The sequence below is a fragment of the Granulicatella sp. HMSC30F09 genome (assembly GCF_001806915.1).
GTDB lineage: Bacteria > Bacillota > Bacilli > Lactobacillales > Aerococcaceae > Granulicatella > Granulicatella adiacens.
The window spans coordinates 177,277-195,668 of record NZ_KV786427.1 but is presented as its reverse complement, the minus strand read 5'-3'; the positions used below and the strand labels follow the sequence as shown (position 1 = coordinate 195,668).

Genomic DNA, 18,392 nt, shown 5'->3' with positions numbered 1-18,392 from the left:
CTGGTTTGTCCAGTAAAGGGGGTACATATCACTTTCGCCAAGCTTTTTGGTTCATTTAGTTTTGTGTTGGAGAAGTATTCGATAATAGTTTCTCATATGCAAATTCATATTTTTGTACATCTCCTGCTCCCATAAAGACAATCACAGCATCTTTATAGGATAGAAGTGGAGATACATTTTCAAGTGGTAATACTTTCGCTCCACCTTTTACTAATTTTGCTAAATCTTCAATAGAAACATCACCGGCTTCTTCACGAACAGATGCAAATATTTCACATAGGTAAACGTGGTCTGCTAGAGATAATACTGAAGCAAACTCCTCTAAAAGCGCGATTGTTCTCGTAAAAGTATGAGGTTGGAAGACAGCTACTACTTCTTTATCAGGATACTTTTGTCGAGCCGCATCTAATGTAGCACGAATCTCAGATGGATGGTGTGCATAGTCATCAATAATAGTTACACCATTAATAACTTTTTCAGAAAAGCGACGTTTTACGCCACTAAATGTTCGAAACTGCTGAGCTAGTTCATTTGGATCTAATTGATTTAAATAGTAGAAAGCGATAATTGCAAGTGCATTTAAGATGTTATGGTCTCCGTATGTAGGGATGTAAAAATGACCATATAATTCACCGTGAATATAAGCATCAAAATAACTTCCTGCTTTCTCTTTGCGGATGTTTTTAGCAATTACATCATTATGTTCACCAACACCATAATAGGTTACAGGAACAATAGCCTCTAGTGTACGAAGTCTTTCATCATCACCACAAGCAATAATTCCTTTTTTCACTTGTTTACCAAAGGCTTCAAAGGCACTTTGTACATCATCGATATCCGTATAATAATCTGGGTGGTCAAAATCGATATTCGTCATAATAGCGTAATCTGGTCGATAAGCCATAAAATGACGTTTATATTCACAAGCTTCTAATACAAAGTGTTCTGAACTTTCAACTCCTTTACCAGTTCCATCTCCAATAAGATAACTTGTTGGTTCCATTCCACTTAATACGTGGGCTAACAAACCTGTTGTGCTCGTTTTTCCGTGAGAACCTGTAATCGCAACACTCTTATAATTTTTCAACAATTCGCCTAAAAATTTATGGTATCGAATGACTTCTATTCCTTTTTCGCGAGCGGCAACTAATTCTTCGTGGCTATCTGGAAATGCATTACCTGCAATCACAATTTGTCCTTCTTTAATATTAGAGGCACTAAAAGGTAGTAAAGGAATCCCCGCTTCTTCAAGTCCTCTTTGTGTGAAGAAATACTCTTCTAAATCAGAGCCTTGCACTTTATATCCTTCACCATGCAGAACTAACGCTAGTGCGCTCATTCCGGAGCCTTTAATTCCTGTAAAATGATAAATCTTGCTTTTATCCATTCTATCTCCTCACTTTTCTACTACTATTTTTTGGGATGACCATAAGGTAAATGGCGTCCCTGCTGTTCTTGTTCCATAATCATCGATAATGATTTTTTCATCGCTCGTCTTTGTTTTCCCGTTAGTGGTTTTTCCGGCGCTTTTCGTCTTTCAACTTTTGTCTCCGGTAACCCTTCTAATAAGGACTCTTGCACAACTTCAACATCAGATTCTTGTTTGCGTTTAAAGGCTGGAACATAGCCCTTTGTTGCGAAAACTTGGCTTTGTACCGGCTTCTCATGAGAGGTACCATTGTACTCCTTCAAGCGTTTCTCAATGGTATCTTCTTGTTCCTCAACAGACACCAATAAGGATTCTTCCTTTTCGAATAAAATCAAGTCCGTGCTATTTGGTAATAACTCTCTTTCTAATTCACGATAAGAAACTTTTGGTGTCTCTCCTTGTTCTAAACCTCTTGTACTTGAAGGTACCGTACTTGGTTTAAAAGGTTTGCGTTGATTCGTATTCAAATAAGAAGTCCAATCCACACGCGGTTTATATTTTTGATGACCTTCCGTCGCTTTTTCCTTAAATGAACGAAATTGCGCTGGTAATTGATGCTCCTCTTTTTCATTCGATTGAAAAAGTGCTGCATCAGGTCTCTTATCAAATGGTAAGGATTCATGTGGAGTCTCATCTTTTCTAGTTGCATCAACTCGCGTCATTTCTTCGACGACTTGATCTTCAAAAGTTTGACCTTGCTTCAAGTAGTTTGGAAAAGTAGACTTTTCACGTCTTGATTGCAAAGAAGCGAATGAATCGTTTTTCTCGTTAAATGGTTCATTCATGACTCCGTATCCTCCTTTATTGTAAGTTTAATGATTTAAATGGCGTTCCTACTGGAGTCGCATCATCTAAAACTAAGATTCCTTTTTTCGCTGGTGCATTTTCTAATCCTAATTCACGTGCTGAGCAAAGCATTCCGTGACTAGCCACTCCGCGTAATTCTCCAGCCCAAATGATGGCACCGCTTGGCATTACTGTACCAGGTTTTGCAACGACTACTTTTTGACCTGCTTTTACGTTAGGTGCTCCGCAGACGATTTGTAACACTTCAGAGTCACTTACTCGTGTCATTGTTACATGTAGGTGGTCTGAATCTTCATGATCTACGCAACTTTCAACGTATCCAACTACAAGTGCATCTTCCGGCGTTAAAACTAAAGTTGAAACATCAAACCCAGCTTTTTCAATCAATCCTTTTACAACTTCTTGTTGCTCAGGAGTTAAGATTTGTTGTCCATCTTCTTCAAATGAAATCACTTCAGAAATCTTTTCAATATTATAGCCTAGAACTTCTTTTGACTCACGAACAAAGACTTGAGTCACATTTCCTTTTTTCTCATATTCGACGTCGTAACGGCTTGCTGTTCCGCTTGTTAATAATAACGTATCGCCGATTCCCTTTTTATTATAAAAACTTAACCACATATATTGTACCTCTTTAATCTTAATTTGTTCTTCCGTCTAAAATGGTGTTTACTGTGCTACGGTCTAATGCACGGATTGTTTGGATGACCATTTCACGTGCTGCTTCGTAGTCTTTAATTGAGAACATTGTTTGGTGTGTATGAATATAACGAGCACATACACCGATAACCGCACTTGGAACCCCTTGATTCATTAAATGTGCTTTACCAGCATCTGTTCCACCTTGTGAAACAAAGTATTGGAACGGAATGTTATGTGTTAATGCTGTGTCTTCTAAAAATTCTTTCATACGGGGAAGAGTCACCATCCCTGGGTCTAAAATACGTAATAAGAATCCTTGGTCTAAATGTCCAAAAGTTTCTTTTGAACCATTAATATCATCTGCTGCTGAGCAGTCTACCGCAAAGAATAAATCAGGATTGAACTTTGTCACACTTGGACCAGTTCCACGTAATCCGACTTCTTCTTGCACGTTTGCTCCAGCGATTAATGTGTTTGGTAAAGTTTCATCTTTAACAGCTTTCAACGCTTCAAGAACTACTGTACATCCATATCGATTATCCCACGATTTAGAAATCATGCGTTTCTTATTCGCAGTCCAAATGGTTTCTACATCTGGAACAATTGTATCTCCAGGACGGCAGCCATATTCAAGGGCTTCTTCGCGTGAAGTGAATCCAGCGTCAAATAAAATATCAGTTACTTTCACAGCTGCTTGTTGACCACCAGCTGCGCGTAATAGATGTGGTGGGATTGAAGAAGAAATAATTGGGTAGTCACCTTTACGAGTTAATAAAGTAAAACGTTGCGCTGAAACTACATATGGATTCCATCCCCCTAAAGGACTTACTTTGAACATTCCGTTTGGAGTGATATTTGTTACCATGAAACCAACTTCGTCCATGTGTGCAGCAATCATAATGCGTGGTGCATCTTCTTCCTTGCTATCACGAACCCCAAAAATACCGCCTAGACCATCTTGTTCAATGCGGTCTACTAAAGGTGTTAATTCATTTCTCATGAATTCGCGAATACGGCCTTCGTGTCCACTAGTTCCTTTCATTTGTGTTAACGTTTTGATTAATTGTTCTGTTTTGGCTTCCATTGTATCCTCTTCTTTCCTACCTCTATAAAATATCTTATAAACGCGCCAAAAGCTGGAGGTCCTCCAGCTTTCTTTGATTATCCAATTTTGTATAAATCAATAACGGCTCCTGTTTTTGCATCTGCATAAAATTCGTATTGGACAAGTTCATCATCTTCCTTACGAGTAACTCCGCCATAATAAACTTCCCCATAAAATTCTGGACTATCCACGAATACAGGTTCCATCTCAATCCAAGAGCCTTCGATAGTACCTACTACTTGAAATAATTTGCGTACATTTTGAACAATAACATCTCCATTGACATTTCTACGTTCAAACCATTTGGAAGTGGCCCATGCACCGATAACGGCCCCCGCTGCTAGTAAAAAACTTGCACCTTTGAAACTATTTTTTGACCCCATACGAATCAGGCTCCTTTATATGTTATTTAGGTTGTTTAAAAACTATTCTCTCTTGTGGGAAAATCACTTCCACACGATAAATTGGATGACCTTTTGCTGAAAATTTCTCTTCGTATTCTGTCATCACATTTCCTGGAAATTCCACTTGATGTAGGTCTAACCATACTTGTTTTAACACAAGTCCAAATTGTGAGAATGACGCTAAGCTGTATTCAAACAATCCGCGGTTATCTGTCTTAAAATGTAATTCTCCAAATGGTGGTAATACTTTTTCATATCCGCCTAAGAAACTTTCATGAGTCAAGCGACGTTTCGCATGTCGCTTCTTTGGCCAAGGATCTGAAAAGTTCAAGTAAATTTGGTCTACTTCTCCGTCTTCGAAGTAGTCTGTTACTTGTCCACCGTTCACATGTAATAATTGTAAGTTTGGAACATCTGCTGCAAGAGCTTTTTCAAGTGCGACTACTAGGACGCTTTCTTGAATTTCGATTCCAATATAGTTAATGTTTGGGTTTTGACGAGCCATTCCGCTCACGAATTGGCCTTTCCCAGAACCAATCTCAATATGGATTGGGTTGTTATTGCCAAAACGCTCATGCCATCTTCCCTTCCATTGCGCTGGATCTTGGATGACCATTTCTGGGTGAGCCGCTAAAGCATCTTTTGCCCAAGGTTTATTTCTTAATCTCACAGTCTAACTCCTGTCTAAGATTCTCTTGGTTTTCCGATACGATTATTGTAAATCGACTTCACCAAAAGAATTTTCTCATTCATTTCAAGGTATCGTCCCTCAAAGTGTGTTTTCTTAATATAATTCAAGCAATTCATTAAAGCATACCATTCAATTCGCTGATAAATATTTGTAGAAAGCTGTAATCCATACATATCGAGCCATTCTCCCCATTGATGCACAGGGATATATTGCGTTAGTATCATTGTCAAATCAGAAACTGGATCAGCAAGCCGCACCATTTCCCAGTCTACAAGATAGAGCTTCTCGTCTTCAGATAACATGAAATTACGACGATCAAGATCTCCATGGCAAACTGTCTTCCCAACTTCACTTACCAGTGGAATAGTTTCAATCAAATAATTCAATACTTCGTTTAAAAAACGATGTGTTTGTAATCCCGATTGTAAATTATTCAAATATTCATCAATAAATTTCTGTGTGCTATATTCTTCACCTTGAATTTGCTGTAACATTTGTAAAAGATTTGGGGACTGATGGATTTGTTGTAACAGCTCGATGACTTCGATGGACCCCATTTCTTCCTTAGTAAGGGATCTACCAGTTAACCATTCTTGAGCCGTAATGACATCCCCATTACCCGCACGTTTGGTCCATATTAACTTAGGAGTGATACCTTCACCCGATAACACCGCTAAAAATGGTGAGGCGTTCCTTTTTAGAAACACGCGTTCATGGTCTTTTACTCCCATATATGCTTGACCGGTGTCTCCACCAATTGGATGAAGATCCCATCCTGAGTCCATGTTATATTCCATTTATTCCATCCCTAACGACAAATTCTATTGATTTCTATAATAAATCTATTCTTTTATTTTATGGTTTTATCCCCATACAGTCAAGCTCTTGACCTACTTTGATATATATATTCTATATTTTTCTTCTTTTCTTTAATAATCGATAACGTAAATAAAATTGAGTGAATAAAATTCCGAAAACCGGATAAAAAATAATCCCTACTAAACCAATTACTTCACGCATTCCCATTACTGAAGAAATTCCAAGTACAATACCAGATGCGACCATCGTCCACATTAGGACTGATAAATTATCCTGAAGACGTACGTTGTTATCTGCAAGAGAAGAAAAATGACTATTTTGCGTGTTGGCACTTTGGATAACACCAACGAGTTGGAATCCTAATAGCATCACAAGTAACGCATTGATGATAAAATTCCAATAATACTCTTGAGAAAATAATGCGACTACAAAACTAACAACCGACAGTTGTAATAATAAACTCATATATTGACTCGTACGAACGACCGTACGACTCACTAAATAGCGGTGACCACTTGGATTCTTTCCAACAAGTATCTTCAAAACAGCATCTAAATAAGAACGACGTTGGGCTTGAGGTTTATGAACCATTGGCACATCTACAAACAACGCATATAAACGATAAATTCGTTGCTGTCTTTCTAATTCCAATTCAATCATAGAATCGAAGCGGTATACAAAAGCCGCTTTCCCATAATAGTACTCGATAAAAATACTTAGAAGGATTGGAATCACTAAAAATACAAATGACCACGCTTCAGAAATCCATAAAAACATTCCGAAGAAGTTCGCTACTGCAATTAAGTAAATACCGAGTTTTTCTATCCATGTAAAATGAAGCACTCCACGATAAGCGTATTTCGTACAACGGAATAATAAATCTTTAAAGAGCACTTGTAAGAGGAATATCTTTGTGAACATACTCATATTCGTTCCAAAGGCTTGTGCTACGATTGGAAAGACAATTCCAGAGGAAGCCAGCATCACAAGTAGCGGAAGCGCCCAACTACGACGAATCGCTTTTTGTAAGTACGCCTTAAAGTCTTGCCCCACTACCGATAAGAAGATTGCATCTGCTGGTTCAAGTAACGTTGCTATTCCACCAAAGAATGGAACACTCGCTAGTAGAACTGCAAGTAACCCTAGTAAAGGCCATTCCAATACACGAATCGTTTGAATCCAATTCGAGTATTGCACCATGATAAAGCCAAATAAGAAAAATAAAACAATCAAGAAATGATCATTAAGCATATAGCGAATATACTTCATGCTTTTCTTTTGATATTTTCTTACCCTGGCCTCAAAAATTGTTGCACTATTCATGGGCATCATCCCCTGTCGTTAATGCAAAGTAAATTTCCTCTAGAGAATTTTCTTCAATATTCGAAGTTGCGCGTAAGCCTTCGATATCGCCTTGCGCAATTACTTTCCCTTCATGTAATACGATGAAACGATCACAATACTTCTCTGCCGTATCTAATACGTGCGTCGACATTAAAATCGCTGCGCCTTTTTCCTTTTTCTCTTTTAAGACTTGAAGTAAGGTACGAATCCCAAGTGGATCAAGTCCTAAAAATGGCTCATCAACCACATAAACAGGCACGTCTAGCATTAATGCACAGACGATGAGTACTTTTTGCTTCATCCCTTTTGAAAAATACGCTGGGAACCAATCCAATTGCTTCGTTAAACGAAATGCTTCCACGAGTTCCATTGCATGGGCCATTGTTTCTTCGTTCATTTGGTTATATGAACGAGCCACAAATTCAATATGCTCTCTAAACGTCAATTCTTCATAAAGAACTGGACTTTCTGGAATGACCGCAATCGACTGACGGTAGCCTCGTTGGTTTTCGAGGATACTAAGCTTCTCCACTTCCACTCTTCCGCTAAAAGGGGTAAGTTGCCCAATAATCGTTTTAATCGTCGTACTCTTCCCGGCACCATTGAGCCCGATAAGCCCACAAATTTCACCAGGATTTACATCAAAAGTGATGTCTGTAATGACAGGAACTTTTGTATATCCTGCAGTTACATTGTTTAATTGTAGTGACATATAATTTCTCCTATCTAACTATTCTCTTCATTATACCATAAAGCCAAAAAAGTGTGAAAGAACGCTATATAAATGCACTTTCTCAAATTCAGTAAACTATAATCGAGTGAATTCGTTCTAGGGACAAAATAACAAATCTCCGTTCTGCAATCCTTTCATTTCAAGGCTTTTTTTGATACGATAGAGGTACAAACTCAAGGAGGAAATACCATGACAGATTGTATTTTTGATAAAATTATTAATAAAGAAATTCCGGCACATATCGTGTATGAAGATGACGTAGTACTCGCGTTCCTTGACATTTCTCAAGTGACACCAGGACACACACTGGTTGTTCCTAAAAAACATGTTGCCAATATCTTCGAATATGATGAAGACTTAGCAAGCGCAGTTTTTGCACGTATTCCTAAAATTGCACGTGCCGTTCAAGCATCAAACCCAGATATTAAAGGATTAAATATTTTAAGTAACAATGGTGAATTGGCTTACCAAAGCGTCTTCCACTCTCATATCCATCTTATTCCACGTTATACAAAAGAAGATGGTTTTGGATTAAAATGGGAACCAACAAATCCAAATTCAGAAGTATTAGCAAAAATTGCGCAATCAATCCGCGAACAAATGGAGGCATAATCAATGAGTAAATTTCTAAAAGGTTTTATTTTTGGTAGTGTCATCGGTGGTGTCGTTGCCTTATTAAGCAACCCAAGAAGCGGAAAAGAAAACCGTGAAATCTTATCCAAACAGATTCAGGAAGTTAGTCAAGAAGTCGCGGTTATTCATAACGGAAAAGCAACCCTTGAAAGAGGGATTAAAGAAATCCAAGACGTGATTGTTCCACAAACAATGGCAGTTGTGAACTCTATTCAAGAAGAAGTAACAAAATTCCAATTGGAAAATAAACCTCGCTTCAGACGCATTCAAGATAAAATTCAAACGTTACAAAATCATCTAAACGAAATGAAATAGAAGGTCTACTCTTATGATAAAATTATTTGCATCGGATATGGACGGTACTCTCCTCACAAATCATGTAGAGATTCATAAAAACAACGTCAAAGCTATTCGCAAATTGCAAAAATTAGGAAAACACTTCATCGTTTGTACCGGACGTGATTATCTCCAGGCCAATTTCGCACTCGAACAAGCCGAATTACATCTTCCTGTGATTGCGATGAATGGCGCTCAGATTTTCGATAAAAAACATGACATTATTTGGGAAGTAACCATTCCCCATGACACCGTCTATACCCTATTGGACTACTTCGATTCGATTGACTTGGATTGGCAACTTGTAACTTCTGAAGGAAACTTTAGAAAGAACTACGCTCTCTTTATCAACAAGGTAATTGAACGAAAAAAGGTGGAAAGAAACAATTTAACACCTGAGCAACTAAAGGAAGAAATTAAGCAGCTAAAAATTCTTTTAGAAGCAACCGATGTTACTACTTCTGAAGAAGTGCTATCGATTCCGGATATTAAAGTGTTCAAGATTATCGTATCACACGATGATGGACCTACTTATTTCAAACCTATTCGTGAGCATATCAATCAAGTGCATCCAAATCTCGTGGTCACTTCCGCATTTTATACCGATTTGGAAATTAACCATAAAGATGCACAAAAAGGCATTGCTGTTGCCCACTACGCCGAAACACTTGGATTATCCATGAAACAAACTTTTGCTATCGGCGATAATTTTAATGATGTTTCGATGATTCATGATGCTGGAATCGGTGTTGCGATGGGAAATGCTCCAGAGGCAGTTAAAGCTGTTGCTGATTTTGTGACAGACACCAATGTTAACGGCGGTGTGGCAAAAGCGATTTGGCGTGTCCTTGAAGAAGAAAAATAATGATGATTCTCTTCTCTTTTATTAGAGAAGAGATTTTTTATTCATCGACTGCTATGTTATATAATGTAACATGAGATGAGAGTTGATTTTTGCATTTTCAGAAAATCTTCCATATAATGGAAAAACCTTTTACATAAGGTAGATTTGGAGGAATATGTATGAACATAAAGAAATTTAGCTTGGGAGCTGTTCTAGTCACTCTATTGATGACTCTTCTATCCCTCGTTTCTCCGACAAATTCTGTAAAAGCAGAAACTAAAAAATATGTAATCGCAACAGATATTACATTCGCACCATTTGAATACCAAGATACAAATGGTGAATATGTCGGAATTGATATTGAATTAATGAAGAGTATCGCAGAGGCTGAAGGCTTCGAAGTAGAATTTAAGGCTCTTGGCTTTAATGCAGCTGTTCAAGCCCTAGAAGCTGGACAAGTAGACGCTGTTATGGCTGGAATGGGAATTACTGATGAACGTAAACAAAAATTCAACTTCACAGATAGTTACTATGACAGCGGAATCGGAATGGGAGTTTCAAAAAACTCTGACATCACAAGCCTTTCTGATTTAAAAGGAAAAAAAGTTGCCGTTAAATTAGGAACACAAGGTGCCACTTATGCTGAATCTATCAAGAGTAAATATGGCTTTACAATCACAACTTTTGAAGATTCATCAAGTATGTACCAAGATGTAATGGTAGGAAACAGCGACGCTTTATTTGAAGACTATCCAGTACTTGCCTACTCAATCACATCAAACAACTTACCTTTAAAAATGACAGACCATAACGAAAACAAAACAGAATATGGTGTTGCTGTAAATAAAGGTGAAAATGCTGAATTGATCACTGCTTTCAACAATGGTTTGAAAAAACTAAAAGAAAGCGGTAAGTATGATGAAATCATCAACAAATACACTACGAATGCTAGTGAAAACACAGAAGCAACAAGCATTCTAGGTTTAATTAAAACAAACTGGAAAACTCTTGCAACTGGTTTATGGAATACGATTGTATTAACGGTTGTTGCTTTAATCTTTGCAAGTTTAATCGGTATTATCTTCGGTTTAATGAAAACCAGCCAAAACAATATCGTTCAAGCAATCGCAGGATTTTACATTGATATCATCCGCGGTGTTCCGTTAATTGTATTAACGTTCTTCATTTACTTTGGAATTCCACAAGCTTTCGATATTACGATGCAACCGTTCGTAGCAGGTGTTATCACCTTAAGCTTGAATGCTTCCGCTTATATCGCAGAAATTATCCGTGGGGGTATCCAAGCCGTTGATAAAGGACAATACGAAGCTTGTATGAGTTTAGGTCTGCCATATTCAAAAAGCATGCAAAAAGTTATCTTACCCCAAGCTATTCGAATTATGGTACCTTCATTCATCAACCAATTCGTTATCACATTGAAGGACACTTCTATCCTTTCAATTATCGGTATCGCCGAATTAACACAAACAGGTAAAGTCATCATCGCTCGTAACTTACAATCAAGTCAAATGTGGTTAATCGTCGGCGTGATGTACTTAATCGTAATTGTTCTATTAACGAAACTTTCAGCTCACTTAGAAAGGAATTTAAAATAATGGCTATTATCGAAGTTCAAAAACTACAAAAGAAATATGGCAACTTAGAAGTATTAAAATCCATCGACCTTTCTATTGAGGAAGGCGAAGTCGTTTGTATTATCGGACCTTCTGGTTCTGGTAAATCAACTTTTCTTCGTTGTTTAAACCGTCTTGAAAAAATTAATAGCGGTCATATTATCATTGACGGTCATGATTTAACAGATAAGAAAACTAACTTAAATAAAGTTCGTGAGGAAATCGGAATGGTGTTCCAACACTTCAACCTCTTTCCTCACCTAAGCGTTCTTGAAAATATCATTCTTGCCCCAGTAGAATTAGGTCGTGAGACAAAGGAAGCTGCAACAGAACATGCGATGGAACTACTTGGCATGGTAGGACTTGCAGATAAAGCCGACGTCTCTCCTAAATCTCTTTCAGGTGGTCAAAAGCAACGTGTAGCTATTGCCCGCGCGCTTGCAATGAAACCAAAAATGTTACTATTCGATGAACCCACTTCAGCACTGGACCCAGAGATGGTTGGAGATGTATTAGAAGTAATGCAAAACCTAGCTAAAGAAGGGATGACGATGGTTGTGGTAACGCACGAGATGGGGTTTGCGCGTGAGGTTAGTGATCGCGTTATCTTTATGGATGGCGGTTATATCATCGAAGAAGGAACTCCTGAGGAAGTATTTGGTAACCCACAAAACGAACGTACTCAAAACTTCTTAAATAAAGTCCTTCACTAAAATTAAATACCAAATAGTAACGATCTTACTCCAAAGCACTTGGAATAAGATCGTTTTTTTGAGAAGAAAAAAACACTTCCTACATCAGTATGACAATCACACTGATGTAGGAAGTGTTTTAAAATTTCATTTATTAAAGAATCCGTAATACTTACTCTTTATCTTCTTTTGGTAGTAATACTTTACGTGATAAGTTAATACGTCCTTGTCCGTCGATTTCGATAACTTTAACCGTTACTTTATCGCCTAGAGCTAGTACATCTTCTACTTTACCAACGCGTTCGTACGCTAATTCAGAAATATGAACTAATCCATCTTTTCCTTTAGCAATTTCAACGAATGCACCGAATTTTTCGATACGGCGCACTGTTCCTTCGTATACTTGTCCAACTTCGATTTCACGTGTTAAATCTTCAATGATTTCTTTTGCACGTTGGATCATCGCAGCATCTGTAGAAGCGATTGATACGTGACCTTCTTGGTCGATATCGATTTTAACGCCTGTTTCGTCGATGATAGAATTGATTGTTTCACCACCACGTCCGATAACCACTTTAATCTTATCAGGGTGGATAGAAATCATTTCAATCTTAGGTGCATATGGGCTTAACTCTTTACGAGGTTCAGCAATTGTTGATGTTAATTCTTCAAGAATTTCAAAACGTGCTTTCTTCGCTTGTGTTAGGGCTTCACGTAAGATTTGTTCTGTAATCCCTTGAATCTTAATATCCATTTGAAGAGCTGTAATTCCGTCTTTAGTTCCGGCTACTTTAAAGTCCATGTCTCCTAAGTGGTCTTCTAACCCTTGGATATCTGTTAAGACTGTGTAGTTTGTACCGTCAGAAATAAGACCCATCGCGATACCTGCTACAGGTGCTTTAATTGGCACACCGGCAGCCATCAATGCTAATGTTCCCGCACAAATACTTGCTTGAGAAGAAGAACCGTTTGATTCTAATACTTCTGATACAAGACGGATTGTGTATGGGAAGTCTTCAGGACTTGGAATCACTTGTTTCAACGCACGTTCCCCTAGTGCACCGTGACCAATTTCACGACGACCTGGGCTACCAGCACGACCAACTGAACCTACAGAGAATTGTGGGAAGTTGTAGTGGTGAATGAATCGTTTTCCTTCTTCGATTCCTAAACCATCAATCACTTGGTATTCTCCAAGAGGTGCAAGTGTTGCTGAAGTTAATGCTTGCGTTTGTCCACGAGTGAATAAACCTGAACCGTGAACCCGAGGTAATAAGTCGATTTCTGAAGCTAATGGACGAATTTCGTCAATCTTACGACCATCAGGACGTACTTTTTCTTCAGTGATTAAACGACGTACTTCGTCTTTTTCTAAATTATCGACTAATTGAGAAACTTGTTTTAGAAGTCCAGCTTTTTCATCATTTTCTTCTAAGACAGCTTCGAAGTGCTCGATGGCTGTTTCTTTCACTTTTTCGATGTTTGCTTCACGCGCTAATTTTTCTTCTGTTTGAATCGCGTGAACCATGGCTTGGCTGAATAAATCTTTTACTTGTGCTTCGATAGCTGAATCGAATGAAAGTAAAGTCACTTCCATTTTTTCTTTACCAACTTCGCGAACGATTTCTTCTTGGAAAGCCACTAATTTTTTGATTTCTTCGTGACCAAATAATAATGCTCCAAGCATATCTTCTTCGTTCACTTCTTTAGCTGAACTTTCTACCATGTTGATCGCAGTTGCTGTACCGGCTACAGATAATTCGATATCTGAGTTGTCTTTTTGTTCAGTAGTTGGGTTAATCACGTATTCACCGTTTACACGACCTACGTCTACCCCAGCAATTGGTCCATCAAATGGAATATCTGAAATACATAATGCTAATGAAGAACCAAACATTGCAGCCATTTCTGGTGGGCAGTTAGGATCTACTGACATTACCGTATTTGTGATTTGTACTTCGTTACGGAAACCTTCCGCAAACATTGGACGAATTGGACGGTCAATAAGACGCGCTGTAAGAGTAGCATGTTCGCTTGGGCGACCTTCACGTTTGATAAAACCTCCAGGGATTTTACCAGCAGCATACATTTTTTCTTCATAGTTTACTGTTAACGGGAAGAAATCTGTATCTTTTGCTTGTTTTGTACCAACAGCCGCTGTTAAAACAACAGTATCACCGTAACGTACTAACACTGCACCATTGGCTTGCTTTGCTAATTGGCCGATTTCAACTTGTAATTGACGTCCGCCCCAGTTATAGCTAAAAACTTTCTTTTCTGACATAACTAATCTCCTTTTCTCTTATTTACGTATCCTCCAGACCTACTTTTAGAAATGAAAACGTTCGACGCGTTCGAGCGCTTTTATTTCTAAAGTAAGGTGACTCCAGAAGATACAAAGTTTGTCATACAGAGTCATTTTACCATAACTGCCCATTAAGTACTATTTTTTTGTAAACAAAAAACGAGTGAGTTATTCTCTTTTCTAGAGAATAAACTCACTCATCTTACTATTGTTATTTACGAATGAAGAAATTAAAGAGTGACTACATTTCCTTGTTCGAAAATAGTGAATTCTTTTGTTTCTAGGTTTGCTTCAAGACGTGCTTCGGCAGCACCAGAAGCATCTTTACGTGTAATCACGATTGTGTTTTCAGTTGGAGTTTCTACTTCAAAAGAACCTTCTAAATCAAACGCTTTTGATGTATTTCTAAAGCGTAATAAGTTGATTAGTTTTTTCACGACTGGACGTTCTACTTCACGGTCGATTTCTTCTAAAGTGTAATAATGACGGTTGATGTTGCGACCTTCTTTTGAAGATTCTAATAACTCGATGTCATTTTCTCCAGCAAGTAATCCCACGTAGTAAATTTGTGGAATACCAGGCGCAAAACATTGCAACACACGTGATAATAAGTAACTTGCATCATCATTTCCTAAAGCACTGTAGTATGTGCTGTTAATTTGATAGATATCTAAGTTATTGTACTTTTCACTTGAGTAGATTCGTTTTACGTTGGCGCCTACATCGTATAATTTGTTTGAAGTGTAATCTAACTCTTCATCTGTTAATAAGTCTCTAGCATCCACGACACCGATTCCGTCATGCGTATCCAGTGTTGTAAATTGCTTCATCGGACTCATTTGTAACCAGTTGGCTAATCGATTTGATTTACCTGAATATAGTGAATATAACACTACCATTGGTAATGCAAAGTCATAAACGAAGTAATCATGGTCTGCAATCTTCATTTGAATTGAATAATGCTCATGAATTTCAGGAAGCAATTCCACTTGGTATTTCGCTGCTTCATCACGAACTTCATTTAATAAATCCCAAATATCTGGCTCTACGAAGAAGTCGTTTGTATCGAGTTTCTTTACTGCATAAGCAAATGCGTCTAAACGAATTAATGAGCATCCGTGACTTGCCATATCTTTAATCGTTTCACGAATAAACTCTTTCACGATTTCTTTACGAACATCAAGGTCGATTTGCTCTTCCCCGAATGTGTTCCATACTTCTTCAGTCGTTCCATCCGCAAAATGAACAGTTTGGAATGGCGCTTTATCTTTACGTTTATAAATCAAGTCGATATCCGCTTGGTTTGGACGTCCTTCTGGGAAGAACTCATGGATACGAATAAACATATCTTTGTAAGGTGAATTTTCGTGATTTTTTACAAAATCTTGGAAAAACTTAGACTCACGAGAAATATGGTTAATCATGAAGTCAAACATTAAATAATATTGTTCCCCTAGAGCATCCACATCTTCCCATGTTCCAAGTGTTGGATCTACACGAGTGTAGTCGCTTGGAGCGAATCCTCTATCCCCTGTTGATGGGAAAAATGGTAATAAATGGACCCCACCAATGGCGCCTTGGAAATATTTATCCAAAACGCCTTTTAAGTCCTTCATATTGCTTCCCATGCTGTCTGAGTAAGTGATCAGCATTGCTTCGTTTTTAATTTGCATGGAATTCACCGTGTCCCTTCATTCAATCGATTTAGTTTAATTTCCAAATGTCACGGTTGTAGTCTTCGATTGTACGGTCACTTGAGAAGAAGCCGGCCATTGCGATGTTTGTCACCACTTTAGCATTCCATTCGTCTCTGTTTTCGAAATCGCGATACATACGTTCTTTTGTTTCAATGTAATCTTCTAAGTCTAATAAGGTCATGAACCAGTCTTTTGTAGTTAACTCGTTGTATAGACGTTCTAGACGTTCTTTATTTCCTACTTCAAGTAAAGCGTCACTCTTCACGAATTCTACTAATGGACGGATTGCATCTCTCTTAGCAAACTCGCCAGCGTTGTAATCGCCTTTTTCATAGTGCGCAATGACTTCATTACTCTTTTCACCGAAGATATAGATATTGTCGTCACCAACAAGTTCGTGGATTTCCACATTCGCACCGTCTTCAGTACCAAGAGTTAATGCCCCGTTTAGCATGAATTTCATATTACCTGTTCCACTAGCTTCTTTTGAAGCAAGTGAAATTTGTTCAGAAATATTACATGCTGGAATTAAGTGTGTTGCTGCTGTTACGTTGTAGTTTTCAACCATTACGACTTGTAAGTGTGGGCTTACTTCTGGGTCATTTGCGATTAATTCAGATAATGAAAGAATTAAATGAATGACGTCTTGCGCAATCACGTAAGCAGGTGCAGCTTTACCACCAAAGATAATTGTGATTGGTCTAGCTGGAATGTTTCCGCTCTTGATATCTAAATATTTATGAATCACATATAAAGCGTTCATTTGTTGACGTTTATATTCGTGCATACGTTTGATTTGGATATCAAAAATAGAATTTTCATTCACTGTGATGCCTTGCTTTTCTTGCAAGTAAACACTTAAACGTTTCTTGTTATCACGTTTAATCTTGTCTAATTTTTCGCGAACAATCGCATCATGACGGAAAGCTTTCAACGCTTCTAATTTAGAAGCATCCTTACGCCACTCTGTTCCAATTGTTTCATCTAATAATTTAGCTAGTTCTGGGTTGGCATGCATTAACCAACGACGGAATGTAATCCCATTTGTTTTATTGTTAAATTTCTCAGGATAGATTTCGTAGAAATTCTTTAATTCACTTTCTTTTAAGATATCTGTATGCAGTGCCGCAACACCGTTTACGCTATATCCGTAGTGAATATCCATATGCGCCATGTGAACACGGTCCTGTTCGTCGATGATGGCTACTGATGGATCTTCATATTTTGCTTTTACGCGAGCGTCTAATTCTTTAATAATTGGCACTAAATGTGGCACTACTTTTTCTAAGTATGCTAAAGGCCATTTTTCTAACGCTTCTGATAAGATTGTGTGGTTTGTATAAGCTGTCATTGCGGATACGATTTCCACTGCTTCATCAAATTCAATTCCACGTTCCCCAAGTAAACGAATTAATTCAGGAATCACCATTGATGGGTGCGTATCGTTAATTTGAACTGTTGCGTATTCCGCTAAGTCGTGTAAGTTACTTCCCTTAGCAAGTGCTTCGTCGATTAATAATTGAGCCCCATTACTTACCATGAAGTATTGTTGATAAATACGTAGTAAGTGTCCTGCTTCATCACTATCATCTGGATATAAGAATAATGTTAAGTTTTTAGCGATTTGAGTTTTATCAAACTCAATTGAATCACTTGAAACTAAAGACTCGTCAATTGAATCCACATCGAATAAGTGTAATTTATTTTTAGTTGATTGTTCATATCCTAAAACATCGATATCAAACATTTTTGAAGTCAATGTAAAGTCAGCAAACGGTACTTTATAAGAAGTTTCTGTTGGAACTAACCAGCTTTCAGGTGTTAACCAAACGTTTGGCACAGCATCTTGTTGGTTATCTTTGAATTTTTGTTCGAATAAGCCATAGTGGTAGTTTAATCCAACACCGTCTCCCGTTAATCCAAGCGTTGCGATGGAATCAAGGAAACACGCAGCTAGACGTCCTAGACCACCATTCCCTAAAGATGGTTCTAATTCGATTTCTTCGATTTCAGCTAATGAATGTCCAGCTTCTGATAGCACTTCTTTCACTTCATCGTAAAGCCCTAAGTTAATTAGATTGTTTGATAATAATTTACCGATTAAGAACTCAGCAGAAATGTAATACACTTTTTTCTTACCATTGTTTTGTGGTAAGGCTGCACTTTTTTCTTTCGTAAATTGTAATAATGCTAAGTAAACTTCTTCTTTTGTGCAGTCTTTTAAAGACTTTTCTAAGTTTCCTTCTACATATTGTTTAAAATTTTTCATTGTTCTCT

17 protein-coding genes are annotated in these 18,392 nt (G+C 37.8%); 5 read left to right on the top strand and 12 right to left on the bottom strand.

Translation table 11 applies throughout. The features are described from left to right. Positions 1 to 55 precede the first annotated feature (55 nt). The 9 genes from murC to HMPREF3103_RS06150 form a co-directional block, all read right to left on the bottom strand. Positions 56 to 1,387: a UDP-N-acetylmuramate--L-alanine ligase gene (gene murC / locus HMPREF3103_RS06190; RefSeq protein ID WP_049555151.1), complete on the bottom strand. Its 1,332-nt coding sequence runs from the start codon at positions 1,385 to 1,387 to the stop codon at positions 56 to 58. A 23-nt stretch (positions 1,388 to 1,410) separates the two neighbouring features. Further along, on the bottom strand, positions 1,411 to 2,214 hold the full coding sequence (locus HMPREF3103_RS06185; protein WP_049555152.1) for a hypothetical protein: 804 nt from the start codon (positions 2,212 to 2,214) through the stop codon (positions 1,411 to 1,413). 16 nt (positions 2,215 to 2,230) lie between these two features. Continuing rightward, positions 2,231 to 2,857 (bottom strand): YtpR family tRNA-binding protein, encoded by a 627-nt coding sequence (gene ytpR, locus HMPREF3103_RS06180; RefSeq protein WP_049555153.1) that lies wholly within the window; start codon positions 2,855 to 2,857, stop codon positions 2,231 to 2,233. Between the two features lie 19 nt (positions 2,858 to 2,876). After that, a complete protein-coding gene (gene pepA, locus HMPREF3103_RS06175) occupies positions 2,877 to 3,962 on the bottom strand; it encodes a glutamyl aminopeptidase (protein WP_049555154.1) in 1,086 nt (361 codons plus the stop codon). Between the two features lie 77 nt (positions 3,963 to 4,039). Next, a complete protein-coding gene (locus HMPREF3103_RS06170) occupies positions 4,040 to 4,366 on the bottom strand; it encodes a PepSY domain-containing protein (RefSeq protein WP_005606638.1) in 327 nt (108 codons plus the stop codon). Between the two features lie 22 nt (positions 4,367 to 4,388). Next, positions 4,389 to 5,057, bottom strand: coding sequence for a tRNA (guanosine(46)-N7)-methyltransferase TrmB (trmB, locus tag HMPREF3103_RS06165; protein WP_049555155.1), 669 nt, complete (start codon positions 5,055 to 5,057; stop codon positions 4,389 to 4,391). Between the two features lie 14 nt (positions 5,058 to 5,071). Continuing rightward, positions 5,072 to 5,875: a phosphotransferase family protein gene (locus HMPREF3103_RS06160; RefSeq protein ID WP_005606642.1), complete on the bottom strand. Its 804-nt coding sequence runs from the start codon at positions 5,873 to 5,875 to the stop codon at positions 5,072 to 5,074. Between the two features lie 112 nt (positions 5,876 to 5,987). Next, positions 5,988 to 7,220, bottom strand: a complete 1,233-nt coding sequence (locus HMPREF3103_RS06155; RefSeq protein WP_070438310.1) for an ABC transporter permease — start codon at positions 7,218 to 7,220, stop codon at positions 5,988 to 5,990. Next, positions 7,213 to 7,953, bottom strand: a complete 741-nt coding sequence (locus tag HMPREF3103_RS06150) for an ABC transporter ATP-binding protein (protein ID WP_005606646.1) — start codon at positions 7,951 to 7,953, stop codon at positions 7,213 to 7,215. The genes HMPREF3103_RS06155 and HMPREF3103_RS06150 overlap by 8 nt, the downstream gene beginning before the upstream one ends. Positions 7,954 to 8,163: 210 nt before the next feature. Here HMPREF3103_RS06150 and HMPREF3103_RS06145 point away from each other — a divergent pair, with 210 nt between their 5' ends. From HMPREF3103_RS06145 to HMPREF3103_RS06125, 5 genes are all read left to right on the top strand, one after another. Then, positions 8,164 to 8,586, top strand: a complete 423-nt coding sequence (locus tag HMPREF3103_RS06145; protein WP_070438307.1) for an HIT family protein — start codon at positions 8,164 to 8,166, stop codon at positions 8,584 to 8,586. A 3-nt stretch (positions 8,587 to 8,589) separates the two neighbouring features. Further along, the gene (locus HMPREF3103_RS06140) at positions 8,590 to 8,922 is read left to right on the top strand and encodes a YtxH domain-containing protein (protein WP_070438304.1); all 333 of its coding nucleotides are present in this window, start codon (positions 8,590 to 8,592) and stop codon (positions 8,920 to 8,922) included. Positions 8,923 to 8,935: 13 nt separating this feature from the next. Beyond that, positions 8,936 to 9,808, top strand: coding sequence for a Cof-type HAD-IIB family hydrolase (locus tag HMPREF3103_RS06135; protein ID WP_070438301.1), 873 nt, complete (start codon positions 8,936 to 8,938; stop codon positions 9,806 to 9,808). 158 nt (positions 9,809 to 9,966) lie between these two features. Further along, positions 9,967 to 11,403, top strand: a complete 1,437-nt coding sequence (locus tag HMPREF3103_RS06130; protein ID WP_070438299.1) for an amino acid ABC transporter substrate-binding protein/permease — start codon at positions 9,967 to 9,969, stop codon at positions 11,401 to 11,403. Continuing rightward, entirely contained in the window at positions 11,403 to 12,134 is a 732-nt protein-coding gene (locus tag HMPREF3103_RS06125; protein WP_070438296.1) for an amino acid ABC transporter ATP-binding protein, read from the top strand. The genes HMPREF3103_RS06130 and HMPREF3103_RS06125 overlap by 1 nt, the downstream gene beginning before the upstream one ends. A 151-nt stretch (positions 12,135 to 12,285) precedes the next feature. Here HMPREF3103_RS06125 and pnp read toward each other — a convergent pair whose 3' ends face one another. The 3 genes from pnp to glgP form a co-directional block, all read right to left on the bottom strand. Continuing rightward, positions 12,286 to 14,397, bottom strand: a complete 2,112-nt coding sequence (pnp, locus tag HMPREF3103_RS06120; RefSeq protein ID WP_070438293.1) for a polyribonucleotide nucleotidyltransferase — start codon at positions 14,395 to 14,397, stop codon at positions 12,286 to 12,288. Between the two features lie 251 nt (positions 14,398 to 14,648). Continuing rightward, entirely contained in the window at positions 14,649 to 16,091 is a 1,443-nt protein-coding gene (gene gtfA / locus HMPREF3103_RS06115; RefSeq protein ID WP_070438330.1) for a sucrose phosphorylase, read from the bottom strand. A gap of 31 nt (positions 16,092 to 16,122) precedes the next feature. After that, entirely contained in the window at positions 16,123 to 18,384 is a 2,262-nt protein-coding gene (gene glgP / locus HMPREF3103_RS06110; RefSeq protein ID WP_049555163.1) for a glycogen/starch/alpha-glucan family phosphorylase, read from the bottom strand. Between the last annotated feature and the right edge of the window lie 8 nt (positions 18,385 to 18,392).

Bases quoted from the DNA above. Each gene is read 5' to 3' on its own strand.
- HMPREF3103_RS06130 (WP_070438299.1), top strand. From the start codon at position 9,967: ATGAACATAAAGAAATTTAGCTTGGGAGCTGTTCTAGTCACTCTATTG.
- HMPREF3103_RS06160 (WP_005606642.1), bottom strand. From the start codon at position 5,875: ATGGAATATAACATGGACTCAGGATGGGATCTTCATCCAATTGGTGGA.
- murC (WP_049555151.1), bottom strand. From the start codon at position 1,387: ATGGATAAAAGCAAGATTTATCATTTTACAGGAATTAAAGGCTCCGGA.
- HMPREF3103_RS06185 (WP_049555152.1), bottom strand. From the start codon at position 2,214: ATGAATGAACCATTTAACGAGAAAAACGATTCATTCGCTTCTTTGCAA.
- HMPREF3103_RS06145 (WP_070438307.1), top strand. From the start codon at position 8,164: ATGACAGATTGTATTTTTGATAAAATTATTAATAAAGAAATTCCGGCA.
- HMPREF3103_RS06170 (WP_005606638.1), bottom strand. From the start codon at position 4,366: ATGGGGTCAAAAAATAGTTTCAAAGGTGCAAGTTTTTTACTAGCAGCG.
- pnp (WP_070438293.1), bottom strand. From the start codon at position 14,397: ATGTCAGAAAAGAAAGTTTTTAGCTATAACTGGGGCGGACGTCAATTA.
- HMPREF3103_RS06140 (WP_070438304.1), top strand. From the start codon at position 8,590: ATGAGTAAATTTCTAAAAGGTTTTATTTTTGGTAGTGTCATCGGTGGT.
- HMPREF3103_RS06150 (WP_005606646.1), bottom strand. From the start codon at position 7,953: ATGTCACTACAATTAAACAATGTAACTGCAGGATATACAAAAGTTCCT.
- HMPREF3103_RS06125 (WP_070438296.1), top strand. From the start codon at position 11,403: ATGGCTATTATCGAAGTTCAAAAACTACAAAAGAAATATGGCAACTTA.
- HMPREF3103_RS06155 (WP_070438310.1), bottom strand. From the start codon at position 7,220: ATGAATAGTGCAACAATTTTTGAGGCCAGGGTAAGAAAATATCAAAAG.
- glgP (WP_049555163.1), bottom strand. From the start codon at position 18,384: ATGAAAAATTTTAAACAATATGTAGAAGGAAACTTAGAAAAGTCTTTA.
- pepA (WP_049555154.1), bottom strand. From the start codon at position 3,962: ATGGAAGCCAAAACAGAACAATTAATCAAAACGTTAACACAAATGAAA.
- HMPREF3103_RS06135 (WP_070438301.1), top strand. From the start codon at position 8,936: ATGATAAAATTATTTGCATCGGATATGGACGGTACTCTCCTCACAAAT.
- gtfA (WP_070438330.1), bottom strand. From the start codon at position 16,091: ATGCAAATTAAAAACGAAGCAATGCTGATCACTTACTCAGACAGCATG.
- ytpR (WP_049555153.1), bottom strand. From the start codon at position 2,857: ATGTGGTTAAGTTTTTATAATAAAAAGGGAATCGGCGATACGTTATTA.